We start from the raw sequence: 16,970 nt of genomic DNA, 5'->3' as shown, positions 1-16,970 counted from the left end.
GGACGGCGTTGTCCCCGGCCGACGACCGCACCAGGAGGGCCCCGTGACCGATGCCGCCACCGCCCCCGGCTTCCTCGACGAACCGGACGATGCGCAGCTGCGCCGCGACATCCGCCGGCTCGGCGAGCTGCTGGGCGAAACCCTGGCCCGACAGGAGTCGCCCGAACTGGTCGAACAGATCGAGGAGATCCGGGCGCTGTCGCGCCAGGCGCTCGGCGGCGACCGACAGGCGCAGCAGACCCTCACCAAGCGGCTCAGCACCGCCGACCTGCCCACCGCGGTCAACCTGATCAGGGCGTTCCGAACCTACTTCCACCTGGCGAACATCGCCGAGCAGGTGGCCCGCATCCGGGGGTTCGGGGAGCGTCCCGAGAACACCGGCTGGCTGGCCCGGGCCGTCGCCAAGGTGGCCGAGGAGCTCGGTCCCCCGGCGCTGACCACCGCGCTGGCCAAGTTGCAGGTGCGGCCCGTGTTCACCGCGCACCCGACCGAGGCGAGCCGCCGGACGACGCTGATCCAGCTGCGGCGGGTCGGGGAGGCGCTGCTCGCCGCCCCGTCCGAACTGACCGAGCGGTCCGCCCGCGTCCGCGACCGCGAGTTGACCCGGGTGATCGAGACGCTGTGGCAGACCGACGAGCTGCGCGTCGACCAGCCGACGGTCGAGGACGAGGCCCGCAACGTGCTGTTCTACGCCGCGGCGCTGATGGCCGAGACCGTGCCCGAACTGCTCGACGACCTGGCCGACGAGGTCAGCGCGCAGGGCGGCTACCTGCCGATCACCGCCGCCCCGCTCGCGCTCGGCAACTGGATCGGCGGCGACCGCGACGGCAACCCCAACGTCACCGCCGACACCACCCTGCAGGTCCTGGAGCGCCAGCACCTGGTCGGCATCGGCGTCCTGCTGACCGAACTGGACGCCGTCATCGGCGAGGTGTCCACCTCCAGCAGGCTGCGCCGGGTCAGCCCCGAGTTGCAGGCCAGCCTCGAGACCGACCTGGCCGCGCTGCCCGAACTCGACGCGCACGTCCGCCGCATCCACGTCGAGGAGCCCTACCGGCTCAAGCTGCACTGCGTGCGGCAGAAGCTGGTCAACACCCGCCGCCGGCTGGTCGAGGAGCTGCCGCACCACCCCGGTCACGACTACCGGGGCCCCAGCCGCATCCTCGCCGACCTCGAACTGGTCCGCAGTTCGCTGATCGCCAACCAGGCCGAGCTGCTGGCCGGTGGCCTGCTGACCCGGCTGATCCGGACCGTGAGCGCCTTCGGTCTGGGCGTGGCCCGGATGGACGTCCGGGAGCACTCCGAGAAACACCACCACGCGCTGGGGCAGCTGTTCGACCGGCTCGGCGAACTCGGCGTCCCCTACGCCGACCTGGACGCCGACGAGCGGTTCGTGGTGCTCACCGCCGAACTGGCCCGCCGGCGTCCGCTGGCCCCGACACCGCCACCGCTGGACGCCGACGGGACCCGCACCTACGCCACCTTCGAGGCCATCGCGACCGCGCACGAGCGTTACGGACGGGCCTGCATCGAGAGCTACATCGTGTCGATGACCCGGGGCGCCGACGACCTCCTGGCGGCCGTGCTGCTGGCCCGGGAGGCACGCCTGGTCGACGTGCATGAGAACTTCGCCACCGTCGGCTTCGTGCCGCTGCTCGAGACCGTCGCCGAGCTGCGCACGGCCGGGGACATCCTCGGCAAGCTGCTGGCCGACCCGTCGTACCGAGCGCTGGTCAAGCTGCGCGGCGACGTCCAGGAGGTCATGCTCGGCTACTCCGACAGCAACAAGGACGCCGGCATCGCCACCAGCCAGTGGGAGATCCATCGGGCGCAGCGGGTGCTGCGCGACGTGGCGGCCACGCACGGCGTCCAGTTGCGGCTGTTCCACGGCCGCGGCGGCACCGTCGGACGCGGCGGCGGGCCGACCCACGAGGCGATCCTGGCCCAGCCGTACGGGTCGCTGCGCGGGCAGATCAAGGTCACCGAGCAGGGCGAGGTGATCAGCGACAAGTACACCCTGCCCGCGCTGGCGCGGGAGAACCTCGAATTGACGCTGGCGGCCGTGCTCGAGGCGAGCACCCTGCACCTCACCTCGCGCCAGAGCCCCGAGCAACTCGCCGAGTGGGACGACACCATGCAGTCCATCTCGGACGCCGCCTTCGTCGCCTACCGCGGGCTGGTCGACGACCCGGACCTGTCCGCCTACTTCTGGCAGTCCACCCCGGTCGACCAGCTCGGCGCGCTGAAGCTGGGGTCGCGGCCCTCGAAACGGCCCGACAGCGGCGCCGGCCTGGGTGGTCTGCGCGCCATCCCGTGGGTGTTCGGCTGGATGCAGTCGCGGCAGATCGTGCCGGGCTGGTTCGGCGTCGGCAGCGGCTTGGACGCCGCGGTGGCTGCCGGCCACGGCCCGCAACTGGCCGAGATGTACGACCAGTGGCACTTCTTCCGCACCTTCGTGTCGAACGTCGAGATGATGCTCACCAAGACCCGGCTGGACGTCGCCCGGCACTACGTGAACTCTTTGGTCGACCCCTCCCTGCACCACGTCTTCGACACCATCCAGGCCGAGTACGACAAGACGGTGGCCGCGGTGCTGGCGATCACCGGCGAGGACGAGTTGCTGGACAGCCAGCCCATCCTGCGGCGCACGCTCAGCGTCCGGGACGCCTACCTCGACCCGGTCAGCTACCTGCAGGTGGCGATGCTGGCCCGGCTGCGCGCCGGTGACCGAGACCCGCAACTGGAGCGCGCTCTGCTGCTGGCCGTGAACGGTGTCGCCGCCGGCTTGCGCAACACCGGCTAGCCGGAAAGCTCGGGCCTCTGTCTGCAGGCATACATCCACAGTTCCATCCAGCGACAGACGCATCGCTCCTAGTCAGAGCGGCAATCTTGAGGTCACGGGGAAATGCCCCGGGGGGATCCAAGGCATTAGCCACTCTCGAAAGGAGTCCGTCATGACCCTCAAGACCAGCACCCGGCGCCTCATCGCCGGCGGACTGATCGCCGCAGCCCTGCCCATCGCAGCCGCGGCCAGCGCCCAGGCGCACACCACGTCCGGCTGCACCGTCGAGCCGCTCAAGCCGATCTACTCCTCGACCAACTCCAACGGGGTGAAGATCATCGACTACCGGATCAGCGTCAACTGCTCGGCCGGCCGGTACGCGCACATCACCCAGGAACGGTACGAGGAGGACGGCTTCCTCAACCCCGACGACCATCTGGGCACCACCACCTTCACCGCTCGCGGCGTGGTCACGCTGCACAACAAGCGCACCCTGGTCGACACCGAGTCGGGCCAGGAGGAGGTGTACCAGAAGATCCGCTTCCACGTGCACTCCGACAACGGGGTGGTCTCCGGGAACACCGGCTGGCACAAGTCCGCGGTGCTGTCGATCTACAACTGAGCGTCGCCGACCTCGACGTTGCCTGCGAGCCGCCCCGTCCGACCGGACGGGGCGGTTTCGCGTCACCGCTTGCGGCCGGTCCCCATCATGCCGCGGGCGATCTCGCCACCCACGGTGATCACCCGGTTCCAGAACGTGGGCGAGCTGAGCACCTTCTCGACACCGCTCTTGGCGGTGCTGCGACTGCGGCCCGCACCGCCCTGCTGGGAGCGGGCGGCGGCCGCGGCGTCCTTCTCGCGCTGCTTGGCCTCGGCGGCCGCGGCCTTCTGCTGTTCGGCGCGCTCGGCCTCGGCCCGCGCTGCCGCGGCGCCCTCTTCGAGCCGGCGGGTCAGCAGTTCGTAGGCCGACTCGCGGTCGATCTCGGCGCCGTACTTGCGCATCATGCCCGACTGGGCAACACCACCGGCCATCATCGACGCCTCCATCGGATCCATGGACGCCTCGGGTGCCCGCATCCGCGTCCAGGCCACCGGGGTGGGCGCGCCGCTGGGGTTCAGCACGGTCACGATCGCCTCGCCGATGCCGAGGGTCTGCAGCACCTCGGCCAGGTCGTAGCCGGAGGTGGGATAGGTGGCCACCGTCGACTTCAGCGCCTTGGCGTCGTTGGGGGTGTGCGCGCGCAACTGGTGCTGCACCCGCGAGCCGAGCTGCGCCAGCACCTCCTCGGGGACGTCCTTGGGCGTCTGAGTGACGAAGAACACCCCGACACCCTTGGAGCGGATCAGCCGCACCGTCTGGGCGATGGCCTGCAGGAACGCCTTGGACGCGTCGGCGAACAGCAGGTGCGCCTCGTCGAAGAAGAACACCAGCTTGGGCTTGTCGACGTCGCCCACCTCGGGCAGGTCGTGGAACAGGTCGGCCAGCAGCCACATCAGGAAGGTGGAGAAGATGGCCGGCCGGTCCTGCAGGTTGGGCAGTTCCAGCAGCGAGATGACGCCCTGGCCGTCGGCGACGGTGCGGACCAGGTCGCGGGTGTCGAACTCGGGCTCGCCGAAGAACTCCTCGCCGCCCTGGGTCTCCAGGGTGACCAGGGACCGCAGGATCACTCCGGCGGTGGCCGCCGACACCCCGCCGAGTTCCTTCAGGTCGGCCTTGCCCTCGGGCGAGGTGAGGTGGGTGAGCACCGTCCGCAGATCCTTCAGGTCGAGCAGCGGCAGGCCCTGGGTGTCGCAGTAGTGGAACACCAGCCCGAGCGTCGACTCTTGGGTCTCGTTCAGGCCCAGCACCTTGCTCAGCAGGATCGGCCCGAACGAACTGATGGTGGCCCGCAACGGCACGCCGGTGCCCTGGCCACCGAGGGTGTAGAACTCCACCGGACAGCCGTGCGGCTGCCAGTCCTGGCCGATCGCCTTCGTCCGGTCGAGCAGCTTCTGCGAGGACGCCCCGGGCAGCGCCAGCCCCGACAGGTCACCCTTGATGTCGGCGGCGAACACCGGGACGCCGGCGCGCGCGATCTGCTCCGTCATCAGCTGCAGGGTCTTGGTCTTGCCGGTGCCGGTCGCGCCGGCGACCAGGCCGTGCCGGTTCAGCATCGACAGCGAGATGCGGATCCGGGCCTCCGGGACGGGCGCCCCGTCGGCGACCAGGACGCCCAATTCGATCGATTCGGTGTCGAAGGTGTAGCCGGAGATGATGGCTGACACGTCGGGTGAGGTCGACATGGCCACACTGTAGGGCGAGACGGCTGCCGCCGGGGTCGTCGGCGCGGCCGATGTGGAGACCGATAGACTGGCGCGGTGATCTTCAAGCGAGTCGGCGAGGGGCGTCCCTATCCCGCGCACGGGTACGTGCAGCGGCAGTGGGCGGCGATCGCTCCGCAGCAGATCCGGCTCGACCAGCTGGTCACCACCAAGAGCACCCTCGACCTGGAGCAGCTGCTCGAGGAGGATTCGACCTTCTACGGCGACCTGTTCGCGCACGTCATCCACTGGAACGGCGACTACTACCTCGAGGACGGCCTGCACCGCGCCCTGCGGGCCGCGTTGCAGCAGCGTCAGACGATGCACGCGCGGGTGCTGGAACTGAAGTAGCCGACCCGATCAAGTAGGCTGTGCGGAGTTCCAGCCGAGGAGTTGAGGAAGCGTGCGGCAGTTCATCCGGGTCGTGAAGACCCCGCTGACCCTGCTGGCGTTGACCGCTCTGGTCGCCTTCGGTGGTTTCTGGGGGTACAAGAACGCGACCGCCGAGATCCCGCCCCGCCCGGCGGAGCCGTGCGTGATGACCGACGTCGGCGGCGTCCTCACCCCGAAGTACGTCACCGTTCGCACGCTCAACGCGGGACTCAACGGCGGCCTCGCCAAGCGGGCCAGCACCACCCTGCGCTCGCGAGGGTTCTTCATCCTCAAGGTCAACAACAGCGATCAGCGGATGGCCCAGACCGTCGTCGTCGGCAACTCCAAGGACGACCCCGAGGTCAAGCTGGTCGCCGGCTTCTTCAAGAACGCCAAGCGGGTCGGCGACGGCCGCGTCGACCACGTCGTCGACGTGCTGCTGGGTGACGATTTCGCGGGCTATCAGGAGAACCCGAAGACCAAGATCGCGGTGAAGGGCGACGTGTGTCTGCCCGCCCTGCCGTCGTCCCAGACCTCGGCGCCCGCGTCCCCGACGCCCTCGCCGACCAACTCCTGAACGCGGCCCGGAGCCTCAGCGGCGGTTGTCACGCCAGCGCGACAGGCGTCCGCCTCGGGATACCTGCTTGAACCGGGCCTCCACCCGGTCGCGGAACCTGGACGGCACCACCACCAGCAACTCGTCGCCCGAGCGGACCACGTCACGCGCCCCCGGCGCGAACGGCTTGCCGTCGCGGATGATCAGCGACACCACCGTGCTCGGCGGCAGCCGCAACTCGAAGATCGTCACCCCGTGCAGGTGCGAACCGCTCGGCACCTTGATCTGCATGAAGTCGGCCTGGATCTTGTCCAGCGGCGCCACCTCGACCTCGATGTCGACGGCGTCGTCGCCGGTGGTGACGCCCAGCTTGCGCGCGGCCCAGCCCAGCGTCGGCGCCTGCAGGGTGGTGTACACGACGACGAACACGAAGACCAGGTCGAAGATGTCCTTGGCCTGCGGCAACGGGGACGCCAACGGCACTGTCGCCATGATGATCGGCACGGCGCCGCGTAGGCCCGCCCAGGACAGGAAGGCCTGTTCGCGCCACGGCATCCGGAACCAGGTCGCGGTGGTCAGCACCGACAGCGGTCGCGCGATCAGGGTCAGGAACAGCCCGGCCAGCACGCCGGTGACCACAACCGTCGAGGAAAACCTCTCGGGGTGCGCGAGCAGCCCGAGCATCACGAACAGCCCGATCTGGGCGACCCAGCCGATGCCCTCGGCGAACGACTTCGTGGCGTTGCGGTGGGGCAGGTCGGAGTTGCCGAGCACCACCGCGCAGATGTAGACGGCGGCGAAGCCCGAGACGTGCAGCGAGGCGCCGGCGCCGTGGGCGAGCAGCGCCCAGCCCATCGCGCCCAACGGGTACAGGCCGGACGCCGGCAGCGCGATCTGCTTCAGCAGCTTCGCCCCCAGCCAGCCGATCGCCGCGCCCAGGATCACCCCGCCGACCAGTTCGACGCCGACCATCAGCAGGATCTCGCCCGGCCCCTCGTTGCTCTCCCCCAGCGCCCAGGCCGTGGCCGCGGTGACCAGCAGCACCACCGGGGCGTCGTTGAGCCCTGACTCGGCCTCGAGGACGGCCCGGATCCGGCCCGGGATCGGTACCCGGCGCAGCACCGAGAACACCGCGGCCGAGTCGGTCGGGGCGGTGATCGCACCGAGCAGCAGCGCGGTCGCCAGGTCGAGGCCCAGCACGAAGTGCCCGAACAGGGTCATCGCACCGATCGAGACGCAGATGCCCACGGTCGCCAGCAGCCCGGCCAGGCTGAGCACCGAGCGCATCTCGCGCCACTTGGTGGTGAAGCCACCCTCGGCCAGGATCAGCACAAGGGCGGCGAAGCCGAGGTCGTGGGCCAGCGAGGCGTTGTCGAACTCGACCCACAGGCCCACGCCGACGCCCAGGAAAAGGAACAGCAGCAGCGACGGCAACCCCAGGTAGCTGGACAACCGGGCAGCGCCGAGGGCGGCGAGCAGCACCGCAGCCCCGGCGAGCAGCACCATGTCGAGGCCCAAGAGTCACCCTTCCGTTCCTGGGGTCACTCTATTGAGTCCGTGTTACGACCGGACGCGGGCCGGCTCAGTCGGTGAACAGCTCCCGGGCCCGGGCCGCGGTCTCGACGGCGTCCAGGTCACCGCCGATCTGGGCGGTGACCCCGGCCGAGACCGCGCCCTCGACCAACGGGCCCGGGCAGAACCGGACCTGGTCGGGGTCGACCACCTCGAGCACCGCCTCGACCGTCATGTCGGCCGAGCCGAGGTCGGTCAGCAGGGCCACCTGGTGCCCGGCACCGGTCAACTCCTCGACGGCGGTCAGGATCAGGTCGAAGGAGGTGCCGATGCCGCCGGCGTCACTGCCGCCGGCGGCCCGGAACTCCACGTCCTGCGCCATCTGCTTGGCCAGTTCCACCACGCCCTCGGCCAGCTTGGCCGAGTGCGAGACGATCACGAACGCGATGCTCACGCGGCAGCCTCGGCGGCGTCCGCGGCCGTCGCCAGCAGATAGGACGTCGAGGTCGACCCGGGATCCTTGTGGCCGATCGAACGTTCGCCCAGGTAGGACGCCCGGCCCTTCGTCGCCTTCATCGGGACCGTCTTCTCCGCCCCGTCCGCGGCGGCGTCGGCCGCCGCCCGCAGCGTCTCGGCCGGCGACTTGCCGGCCTCGGCCGCGGCCCGGGCCGCCTCGATCGCCGGCGTCCAGGCGTCCACCATTGTCTTCTCACCGGTGGTCGCCTTACCGCGGGTGACGATGCCGTCGAGGGCCGCCTCGCACAACGTGACCACCCAGGCCGAGTCGAGTTCGCCCTCGGCCGACTTGGCGGCCCGCATGAAAGCGGTGCCGTACAGCGGTCCGGACGCCCCGCCGACCTTGGCCATCAGGGTCTGGGCCACCACCTTGAACACCCCGGCCACGTCCTCGGGCGGGGCCTCGTCGAGCCGTGTCACCACCACGGCGAAGCCGCGCGACATGTTCTCGCCGTGGTCACCGTCACCGATCGCCCGATCGAGGTCGATCAGTTCCATCCGGTGTTCGGTCAGGATGGCCGACGCGCGACGCATCCAGTCCTTGGCCCATTCCACGTCCAGATTGGTCATTCAGACACCCCTTCTGAGTGCGACGGTCTTGACCGGTGCGTCCCACAGAGCCGTGAGTTCGTCGTCGAGTTTCAGCACCGTGATGGAGCATCCTTGCATCTCCAGTGACGTGATGTAGTTGCCGACCAGCGACCTCGTCACCTCGAGCCCGGCGGCCTCCAGCCGCTCCCGGGCGTGGGCGTAGACGATGTACAGCTCGGACTCGGGCGTACCGCCCATGCCGTTCACGAACAGCAGCACCTGGCCGCCGTCGAGGTTCAGGTCGGCCAGGATCGGGTCGACGAGCTGGTCGGTGATCTCGTTGGCCGACGCCAGCGGGATGCGGTGCCTGCCCGGCTCGCCGTGGATGCCGATACCGATCTCGATCTCGTCCTCGCCCAGGTCGAACGACGGCTTGCCGGCATGCGGCACGGTGCAGGCGGTCAGCGCCACCCCCATCGAGCGCACCTGGCCGATCACCTTCTCGGCGACGGCGGTGACGGCGTCGAGGTCGTCGCCGCGTTCGGCGGCCGCGCCGGCGATCTTCTCCACCAGCACGGTGCCGGCCACGCCGCGGCGTCCGGCGGTCCAGGTCGAATCCTCGACCGCCACGTCGTCGTTGACCACCACGGCCTTCACCGTGATGTCCTCCAACTCGGCCAACTCGGCGGCGGTCTCGAAGTTGAGCACGTCACCGGTGTAGTTCTTCACGATGTGCAGGACGCCAGCGCCACCGTCGACCGCCTTGGTCGCCTCGAGGATCGGGTCGGGGGTGGGTGAGGTGAACACGGCCCCCGGCACCGCCGCGTCGAGCATGCCCTGCCCCACGAAGCCCGCGTGCAACGGCTCATGGCCCGAGCCGCCGCCAGAGACCAGTCCGACCTTGCCCTGGATCGGGGCGTCCGCCCGAACCACGTAGTCAGGATCGAAATGAACGGTCACCAGGTCGGCGTTGGCGGCCGCGAAACCCTTCAGGGTCTCCGGCACCACGTCGGCAGGATCGTTGATGAGCTTCTTCATTGAATCTCCCTATTGCTCGATGCGCCCCGCGCGCAGGCTCAACTCTGCCCAAAGATGCCCGCTTGCGAAAGGGAACCCGCCAACTTGTCTGCACATGTTCAACCCAGTTGGCGGGGACCGGCTCAGCTCAGTTGCGACTCGAGTTCTCGGCGCATCTGGTCACCGCCGCTGGCCTTCCACCGCGAGCGCAGGTCGGCGACGTCGGAGACCGGACGGCGCCCGGTCACGATCGCGCCCTCGTAGTCGAGGATCATCGCCGCGAGCGCGTCGCCCTTGGAGAACGAGGCCTCGGAGTCGAGCCCGTTGGCCGGGTTCGGGACGAACGCGGCGACCATCTGTTCGGCGTAGCGCTGGCAGGTGGCGGCGTCGTCGGCCGGGGCGCCGGGGAAGAAGAAGCCGTTGCTGAACGAACCCAGCATGGACAGGAACGACTCGGTCGCCAGGTCGGCGTCGGTGTTGGCCTTGGGCAGTCCGTTCTCCATCGTGTAGTTGTGCCCCTCGACCCCGTAGTGCACCAGCAGGTACTCCTGGCTGCCCATCGGCGCGGCCAGGTAGTTGATGATGCCGAGCAGTTCGTGGATGCGTTCCTCGTCGGTGACCGACGAGGGAATGGAGAGCATGCAGTAGTAGCCCAGGTCGGGCGGCACCATGCCGACGCCGCCGTCCGCGCCGGGCGGGACGAGCACGTCGGCGGTGGCGGCGGAATCGCGCTCCTTCAGCTTGGCGATCTGCCCCGTCAGCCCGTAGTAGCTGTCGATACTGCCGTTGGTGAAGCCGACCCGGCCGGCGTAGAACTGACCCTGGTACTCGGTCGGGTTCGGGGTCAGGGTCAGCATGTTGGGGTGCACCAGCCCGGCCTTCCAGATCTTGGCGGCGAAGGCCAGTGCCGCCTCGTACTCGTCGGTCTCATGGGCTGCGACCAGGCTGTTGCCGTCCCGCCGCCAGGTGTTGGGCACCTTGTACACCTGCTTGCCGCAGAAGCCGAGCGTCTGGTCGAGGGTGGCCAGCGGGTAGCTGCCCTTCCCACCGCCGGACTGCATCGCCTGCAGCCACCGGAACAGCTCGTCGGCGGTGGTCGGCTTACCGTCGAAGCCGCCCTTGGCGGCCCAGTCCGAGCGGTACAGGATGGTGCCGCCGATGGTCTGGTTCCGGTAGCACGGGACGCCGTAGACGGCCCCGTTGATCAGCGAGTTCTGCCAGGCGTAGGCGGGCACCAGCGCGAGGTTCGGGTAGGCGTCCACCTTGTCCCCGCCGAGGAACTTCCGCAGGTCGTGGAAGACGCCCTGCGGCAGGTACTTGCGCGCCCCGCGGCCGCGATAGCTGGGCTCGTTGGTGGTGATGTCGGGGATGTCGCCGCTGGCGATGGTGGTGACCAGCCGGTCGCCGAATGACTGGGCCGGCACCACGATCGGCTTCAGGGTGGCGCCGAGCGCTGCGTTGACGGCGGCGTACCACTGGTTGCTGCTGTCCAGTTTCGGCGCCGGACCCCAGGTGATGGTCAGGCTGGAGATGTCGCCGCCCTTGCCCGGCTTGTCGGTGACGGTCTGGACGCCGGGGCTGGGCAGCGTGGTGTAGGCGGGCGGGACACCCTCGACCTGGCTGAGGATCATGCCGTCCAGCTGCGGGTACGGCTTGCTGTTGGGCAGCGGCAGGTCGGCGCCGTCGGTGCTGACCGGGCCGCCGCGTCCCTCGTTGGAGCAGCCGGCCAGGGCGAACGCGCCGGCCCCGGCGAGGGCGCCCAGTTGCAGCGCGTTGCGCCTCGACAGCGTGGCGTTGAACAGTTCCTCGGACATCGGCCGCTCCTTTGCGTGGTGGGGGATGGGTGATCAGCCTTTGATCGCGCCGGTCAGGACGCCCTTGGTGAAGTAGCGCTGCAACAACGGGTAGACGATCAGGATCGGCACGGTGGCCAGCACCAGCACGGCCATCTGCACCGTGTGCGGGGTGATCTGCAGCTGGGTGTTCTCGATCACCGTGCCCGGGATGGGGTCGGCCTCCAGCACGTACTGCCGCAGCACCAGTTGCACCGGCCACATGCGGGGATCGTTGAGGTAGAGCATCGCGCCGAAGAAGGCGTTCCAATAGCCAACGCCGTAGAACAGCGCGATCACCGCCAGCACCGCCTTCGACAGCGGCAGCACCACCCGCCACAGGATGCCGATCTCGCTCGCCCCGTCGATGCGGGCGGCGTCCAACAGCTCCTCGGGGATGTTCATGAAGAAGTTGCGCACCACCAGCATGTTGAAGGCGCTGACCGCGCCGGGCAGCACCAGCGCCCAGTAACTGTCGATCAGCCCGAGCTGCCGCACCAGCAGGTAGTTGGGAATGATCCCGGCGCTGAACAGCATGCTGAACAGCACCACCAGCAGCACGAACCGGGAGCCCGGCACCCGCCTGGTCTGGGTCAGCGCGTAGGCCAGGGTGACGGTGAGCACCATGCTGAACAGGGTGCCGAGCAGCGTCACCCCGATCGACACCAGCAGCGCGCGCGGCACGACGTCGCCGCCGATCACCAGCTGGTAGGCCTTCGTGGTGAAGCCGACCGGCCACAGCAGCAGGTCGCCGGGGGTGTACTTCGAGGCGTCCGACAGGCTGACCATGATGATGTGGACGAAGGGGAACACCATCACGATCGCGGTGGCGGCCAACACCAGCACCTTGACCGCCTGGGTGATCGGGTGCGGCTTCTCCATCCACGGTGGCCGGGACGCCATCAGAAGATCCCCTCCCCGCCGAGCCGTTTGGCCAGCTGGTTGGAGCCGATGACGAGGGCGGACGCCACGAGGCCCTTCACCAGGCCGGCTGCGGTCGCCAGGCCCCAGTCGCCGCCGTTGATGCCGCGGAAGTAGACGAACGTGTCGAGGGTCTGGGCGGCGTCCGCACCGTAGATGGGTTGCTGCAGCAGGATCTGCTCGAAACCGACGCTGAGCACGCTGCCGAGCCGCAGGATGAGCAGCAGCACGATCACCGAGGCCAGCCCGGGCAGAGTGACGTGCCACAGCCGGCGCCAGGGCCCGGCCCGGTCGATGGCGGCCTGCTCGTAGAGCTCGGAGGGAATGTTCAGCAGCGCGGCCAGGAAGATGATGGTGCCCCAGCCCACCTCCTTCCAGACCACCTGTGCGGTGACCAGGCCGGGGAAGGCGGCGGGGTTGCCGATGATGTCGGCCGCGGGCAACCCCAGGCCGGTCAGGACGCCGTTCAGCACCCCCAGCGGGCCGAGGATCTCGTTCCAGATCGAGATCACGATCACCCAGCCGATGAAGTGCGGCAGGTACACGATCGCCTGGACGACACGGCGTACCCGGTCGGACAGGATGCTCTGCAGCATCAACGCCAGCAGCAATGGGGCCGGGAACGCGAAGACGATCTGCAGCGAACTGAGCAACAGGGTGTTCCAGAACGCGCGGATCAGCTCCGGGTCCTCGAAGATGCGGACGAAGTTGTCCCAGCCGACCCACAGGCTGCGGTCGAGCCCGAGGTAGGGCGAGTAGTCCTGCCAGGCCGCGATGTTGCCGCCCAGCGGCAGGTACTCGAAGACGACGAAGTAGGCGAACCCCGGCAGCATCAGCAGGTACATCCAGCGTTCGCGCCAGACCCTGCGCCACAGCGGCAGCTTGCGGGAGGCGGCGCGCACCGGCTGGCCGGCGAGGCTCGCCCCTACCTGCTGGACCGCCAAGGCGAACCTCCCTACCGACGCTGGTGGAGCTGCGCAGGACCATGAATTGCGCCCTGACTAGCGCAGACCCTGTGAGGGGAAGATAGGTCGGCGGTGTGGGGGTGTCAACGGAAGTCGCCCTTGAGGGTGAGGCGGCCGGCAGCGCCGGCGACCCTGGACGTCGGAGATCAGCCTGGGCAATGGCAACAGCTGCGTGGACGCCCTGCTCGCGGCGGCGTCCGGCCAACAGCCGAGGTTCGTGGTGAATCGCGACGTTTCACAACAATGCCATCAATGCCGCCGCTGCGCAGGCGGGTCACCCGACGGCCGCCAATGTCGGGTGGATCTGCTCGATGGCCAGCCGATCAGGTCAGCAGATGACGGTCGAGATGCCTGCCAGCAGCTCGCGTAACTTTGTATGATTATGTACCGATAACTCCTTGTCGCAGTCATTCTAATGCATTACTATATGTGCATGTCGACCCAGCTTCTCCGCATCGATCGCGCCGCTTCTGCGGTCGACCGGTTGCGGTCAGCGGGGCAGTTGCGCAGGCTCGCCGAAGCCGAGGAGTTGCGGGCCATCTCCGACCTGGCTCACGAGCACGACTGGACGACCACCGACGAGCTGGACGTGGTGGGCGAGCGGGCGGTCCGGGTCGGCTCCGACGGCACACCGCTGGTGGGCGAGTTCCTGCCGCTGGAGGTGGCGGCCGCGACCGGGGTGTCGGTCGAGGCCGCGACCTGGCTGATCCGCGACGTGCTCTACCTGCAGTGCCGGCTGCCCAAGCTCTGGAACAGAGTGCTGGCCGGCGCCGTCAGCAGGCATCACGCCTTCCGGCTGGTGCAGGTGACCGCCCGCTACGACCTGACCGTGGCGCAGGTCACGGCGATCGACGACAGGCTGGCGTCCCGCTACGGACGCGTCGGCTGGCCGAGGGTGATGCGGCACGCGCGCGGCCTGATCGCGCAACTGGCGACCGAGCAGGTCGAAGCGGCGGCGAAGCGGGCCCGCGAGGCACGCTTCGTGAAGACCGCGAGCACCGACGAGCCGCTGGTGACCGAGCTGTGGGCGCGCTCGACGACGCCGAGCTCGACGTGCGCCGGTCGCGGGCGCTCGGCGTCCTGGCCACCCCCGGCCGTGCGGCAGCGCTGCTCGAAGGACGCGACGACGAACGCTACGTGCCGCGCACCAAGGTGTACGTGCACCTGTCCGCAGACCTGCTCGACAGCGCCCGGTGCGTGGCGCGCTCGGAGACCCTCGGCCCGCTCACCCGCACTCAGCTGGCGGAGCTGTTCGGCACCACCCGGATCACGGTCACTCCCGTGCTGCACGCCGGCGACGACCCCGCGGTCGACAACTACGAGGTGCCCGCGCGGATGCGCGAACAGATCGTCCTGCGCGACGGCGTCGAACCGTTCCCCTACTCCAGCCGGTCGGCCCGCAACCTGGACGCCGAACACACCACGCCCTACCGGCCCGGCGTGAAGGGCCAGACCAGGGCGTCGAACCTGGCGCCACTGCGCCGCCGAATCCATCGAGCCAAGACCGCCGGGCGGTGGCGGCTTCGCCAACCCCGATCGGGCACGTTCTGGTGGCAGTCGCCCACCGGCAGCGAATACCGGGTGACGCCCGACGACACCACCGACCTGCACGACCACTCCGACCTCGAACGGGCCGCGCTGTGGTGGCTGGACACCCGAACGCCGCCCCACCCTTAGGTGGGACGGCGACACGGTCTGGCGGTGGCGGTGGGATTTGAACCCACGGTGGGCAGAACCCACACACGCTTTCGAGGCGTGCTCCTTAGGCCGCTCGGACACGCCACCGCCGGTGATTCTATCGGTTGGCCTCCACCCGCTGCCAAATCCGGTTGCCCGCCGGCCGGTAGCGCAGCGTTCGCAGCACGATCGAATAGGCGGCGGTGAGCACCTTCAGCACCGGATGCTCCCCGAACCGGTACAGCTTCGCCGACCGCAGCTCGCCGGCACGCTCGGGAAACTGCAGCCGCCAGTAGCGCTGGGCGCGGCGCACGTGCAACGGGTCGGAGATGATCAACACGCCGCCGCCGGGAGCGATCAACGCTGCCGAGTTGGCGATGTTCTCCCAGGTGGTGGTCGCCTCGTTCTCGCAGGTCACCCGCGCCGGGTCGATGCCGTGGCGTCCGATCAGGTCGGCGGCCATCACGCCGGCCTCGCCGGCGCCGGTGAAGAGGAACCGGTCCGCGGCACCGGCGCTGCGGGCTGCCAGATCGACCCGCCAACGCTGCAGCGCCGAGGGGCGTCCGTCCTTGTCGGCGGGGCAGCCGAGGACGAGCAGGGTGACGTTGGGAAGGGACGGGGTGCCGGCGTTCGCCGGGATGACGGTGGCGCTTGCGTGCGCGGCCTCGGCGGCGAGCCAGACCGCTACCGGCGCCCAGACGACGACTCGGCCGGCGAACCAGGTCAACGGTGCGCCTCGAAGAACTTCCGCAGCTGGGCGCCGCACTCGTCGGCGTCGATGCCGCCCACCACCTGGACGCGGTGGTTGAGCCGGGGGTCGCGGACGACGTCGAACAACGACGACACCGCCCCCGCCTTCGGGTCCCAGGCGCCGATCACGACCCGTTCGATGCGGGCCAGCACCAGCGCGCCGGCGCACATGGTGCACGGCTCCAGTGTCACCACCAGCGTGTGACCGTCCAACCGCGACGAGCCGGACGCCTCGGCGCCCCGTCGCAGCGCCAGCACCTCGGCGTGCGCGGTCGGGTCTCCGGTCAGTTCACGTTCGTTGTGCGCGACCGCCACCACCTCGCCGGACGCCGACAGCAGCACCGCGCCGATCGGCACGTCACCATGCTCAACGGCCAGCGCCGCCTCGGCCCGCGCTCGCGCCATCAACGGCGACCAGCGGGTCACTCAGAGCCCGAAGGACGTCTGCACCGTCTTGCGGTACTGCGGCCCGTAATTGAGCCGCTTCACGATCCGCTCGACCAACACGTCGGAATCGTCGTCGGAGTCGCACAGCGCCTCGAGTTCGAAGTCCTGCAGGCCGACGTCGCCGAAGATGTCCAAGTCGCCGATCGGGCCGGCGTCGTCCTCGTCCTCGGGAAGCTCCGAGCCCAGGAAGTCGGCCACGTCGCGGGCGATCGGCCAATCGGTCGCGGCCAGCTCGTCCGACAGCAGCACCTGCACCTTCTTGCCCCGGACCCGCACGATCACGAAGAACTCCGACGCGATGGACACCAGCCCGACCGCACCGGCGTCGCCGGGAATCCGGCGCAGCTGGTTGATCAGCTCGTCGAGGTCGTTGGCCAGCTCGAGCGCCAACGCGACGGCCACCGGCTGCCCGTCCTCGCGGTACAGCGCCACGACCAGGTCGATGTCGTCCTCGGTGGCGTCCTCGGGGTAGTCGTCCTCGTCGTCGTCGTCGGTCTCGTCGTCGTCGAGCACGTCACCGAGCAACTCCACCGCCGGCTCGAGTTCGTCGAGCCCCGGGCGGTCGTCGCCGCCGTCGGTGTCATCGGTGTACCTGCTCATGCCCCCATCGTTTCACGCCCACCAACCAGACGCACAACGCGCTGCGAAGGTTCGCGACCACTAAGGAACCGCTGATCAACGTGCCATTCGTGGCGTGAGTGACGGTGATCGTGCTCTTGGAGGGGTTGGGTGTGGGCGTTGTCGGCTGCTCGAGTCGCTGCGGGGGGCCTGTTGGGGCGGTTTCGGGCAGG

The 16,970-nt window shown here is 69.4% G+C and carries 16 protein-coding genes and 1 tRNA gene; 5 read left to right on the top strand and 12 right to left on the bottom strand.

What is annotated here, in order from left to right; translation table 11 throughout:
- Positions 1-43 precede the first annotated feature (43 nt).
- Together ppc and OIE40_RS16285 are read left to right on the top strand one after the other, a co-directional pair.
- Positions 44-2,803 carry a phosphoenolpyruvate carboxylase gene (gene ppc, locus OIE40_RS16290; protein WP_264704007.1) on the top strand — a complete coding sequence of 920 codons (2,760 nt, stop codon included), beginning with the start codon at positions 44-46 and terminating at the stop codon, positions 2,801-2,803.
- A 151-nt stretch (positions 2,804-2,954) separates the two neighbouring features.
- Complete coding sequence (locus tag OIE40_RS16285; protein WP_264704005.1) at positions 2,955-3,404, top strand: hypothetical protein; 450 nt, start codon at positions 2,955-2,957, stop codon at positions 3,402-3,404.
- 62 nt (positions 3,405-3,466) lie between these two features.
- On the opposite strand, the gene OIE40_RS16280 is transcribed toward OIE40_RS16285, so the two are convergent.
- On the bottom strand, positions 3,467-5,065 hold the full coding sequence (locus OIE40_RS16280) for a DUF853 domain-containing protein (protein WP_264704003.1): 1,599 nt from the start codon (positions 5,063-5,065) through the stop codon (positions 3,467-3,469).
- A 75-nt stretch (positions 5,066-5,140) separates the two neighbouring features.
- Here OIE40_RS16280 and OIE40_RS16275 point away from each other — a divergent pair, with 75 nt between their 5' ends.
- Together OIE40_RS16275 and OIE40_RS16270 are read left to right on the top strand one after the other, a co-directional pair.
- Complete coding sequence (locus OIE40_RS16275) at positions 5,141-5,434, top strand: type II toxin-antitoxin system VapB family antitoxin (RefSeq protein WP_264704001.1); 294 nt, start codon at positions 5,141-5,143, stop codon at positions 5,432-5,434.
- 52 nt (positions 5,435-5,486) lie between these two features.
- Positions 5,487-6,032, top strand: coding sequence for a LytR C-terminal domain-containing protein (locus OIE40_RS16270; protein WP_264704000.1), 546 nt, complete (start codon positions 5,487-5,489; stop codon positions 6,030-6,032).
- A 15-nt stretch (positions 6,033-6,047) separates the two neighbouring features.
- Here OIE40_RS16270 and OIE40_RS16265 read toward each other — a convergent pair whose 3' ends face one another.
- From OIE40_RS16265 to OIE40_RS16235, 7 genes are all read right to left on the bottom strand, one after another.
- Positions 6,048-7,517: a potassium/proton antiporter gene (locus tag OIE40_RS16265; protein ID WP_264704041.1), complete on the bottom strand. Its 1,470-nt coding sequence runs from the start codon at positions 7,515-7,517 to the stop codon at positions 6,048-6,050.
- A 76-nt stretch (positions 7,518-7,593) separates the two neighbouring features.
- A complete protein-coding gene (gene dhaM / locus OIE40_RS16260) occupies positions 7,594-7,977 on the bottom strand; it encodes a dihydroxyacetone kinase phosphoryl donor subunit DhaM (protein ID WP_264703999.1) in 384 nt (127 codons plus the stop codon).
- On the bottom strand, positions 7,974-8,609 hold the full coding sequence (dhaL, locus tag OIE40_RS16255; protein ID WP_264703996.1) for a dihydroxyacetone kinase subunit DhaL: 636 nt from the start codon (positions 8,607-8,609) through the stop codon (positions 7,974-7,976). The genes dhaM and dhaL overlap by 4 nt, the downstream gene beginning before the upstream one ends.
- Complete coding sequence (dhaK, locus tag OIE40_RS16250; protein WP_264703994.1) at positions 8,610-9,608, bottom strand: dihydroxyacetone kinase subunit DhaK; 999 nt, start codon at positions 9,606-9,608, stop codon at positions 8,610-8,612. It abuts the gene before it with no gap.
- Between the two features lie 122 nt (positions 9,609-9,730).
- Positions 9,731-11,401, bottom strand: coding sequence for a type 2 periplasmic-binding domain-containing protein (locus OIE40_RS16245; RefSeq protein WP_264703992.1), 1,671 nt, complete (start codon positions 11,399-11,401; stop codon positions 9,731-9,733).
- A 33-nt stretch (positions 11,402-11,434) separates the two neighbouring features.
- Complete coding sequence (locus tag OIE40_RS16240) at positions 11,435-12,322, bottom strand: carbohydrate ABC transporter permease (RefSeq protein ID WP_264703991.1); 888 nt, start codon at positions 12,320-12,322, stop codon at positions 11,435-11,437.
- Positions 12,322-13,284, bottom strand: a complete 963-nt coding sequence (locus OIE40_RS16235) for an ABC transporter permease (protein ID WP_264703989.1) — start codon at positions 13,282-13,284, stop codon at positions 12,322-12,324. Before OIE40_RS16235 ends, OIE40_RS16240 begins: the two co-directional genes overlap by 1 nt.
- A gap of 1,044 nt (positions 13,285-14,328) precedes the next feature.
- On the opposite strand from OIE40_RS16235, the gene OIE40_RS16230 reads away from it, so the two are divergent.
- A complete protein-coding gene (locus tag OIE40_RS16230; protein WP_264703988.1) occupies positions 14,329-14,982 on the top strand; it encodes a hypothetical protein in 654 nt (217 codons plus the stop codon).
- Between the two features lie 19 nt (positions 14,983-15,001).
- Here OIE40_RS16230 and OIE40_RS16225 read toward each other — a convergent pair.
- The 4 genes from OIE40_RS16225 to OIE40_RS16210 all read right to left on the bottom strand — a co-directional run bounded on the left by OIE40_RS16225 (position 15,002) and on the right by OIE40_RS16210 (position 16,779).
- Positions 15,002-15,090 (bottom strand) — tRNA-Ser (locus tag OIE40_RS16225).
- Positions 15,091-15,100: 10 nt separating this feature from the next.
- Complete coding sequence (locus OIE40_RS16220; protein WP_264703987.1) at positions 15,101-15,709, bottom strand: YdcF family protein; 609 nt, start codon at positions 15,707-15,709, stop codon at positions 15,101-15,103.
- Complete coding sequence (locus OIE40_RS16215; protein WP_264704039.1) at positions 15,706-16,137, bottom strand: nucleoside deaminase; 432 nt, start codon at positions 16,135-16,137, stop codon at positions 15,706-15,708. Before OIE40_RS16215 ends, OIE40_RS16220 begins: the two co-directional genes overlap by 4 nt.
- Positions 16,138-16,158: 21 nt before the next feature.
- Complete coding sequence (locus OIE40_RS16210; protein WP_264703984.1) at positions 16,159-16,779, bottom strand: tRNA adenosine deaminase-associated protein; 621 nt, start codon at positions 16,777-16,779, stop codon at positions 16,159-16,161.
- Between the last annotated feature and the right edge of the window lie 191 nt (positions 16,780-16,970).

The sequence above is a fragment of the Micropruina sonneratiae genome (genome assembly GCF_025972045.1).
In the GTDB taxonomy this organism is placed as follows: Bacteria; Actinomycetota; Actinomycetes; order Propionibacteriales; family Propionibacteriaceae; genus Micropruina; species Micropruina sonneratiae.
The sequence above is the reverse complement of the archived record's forward strand: the minus strand, read 5'-3'. Positions and strand labels throughout refer to the sequence as shown.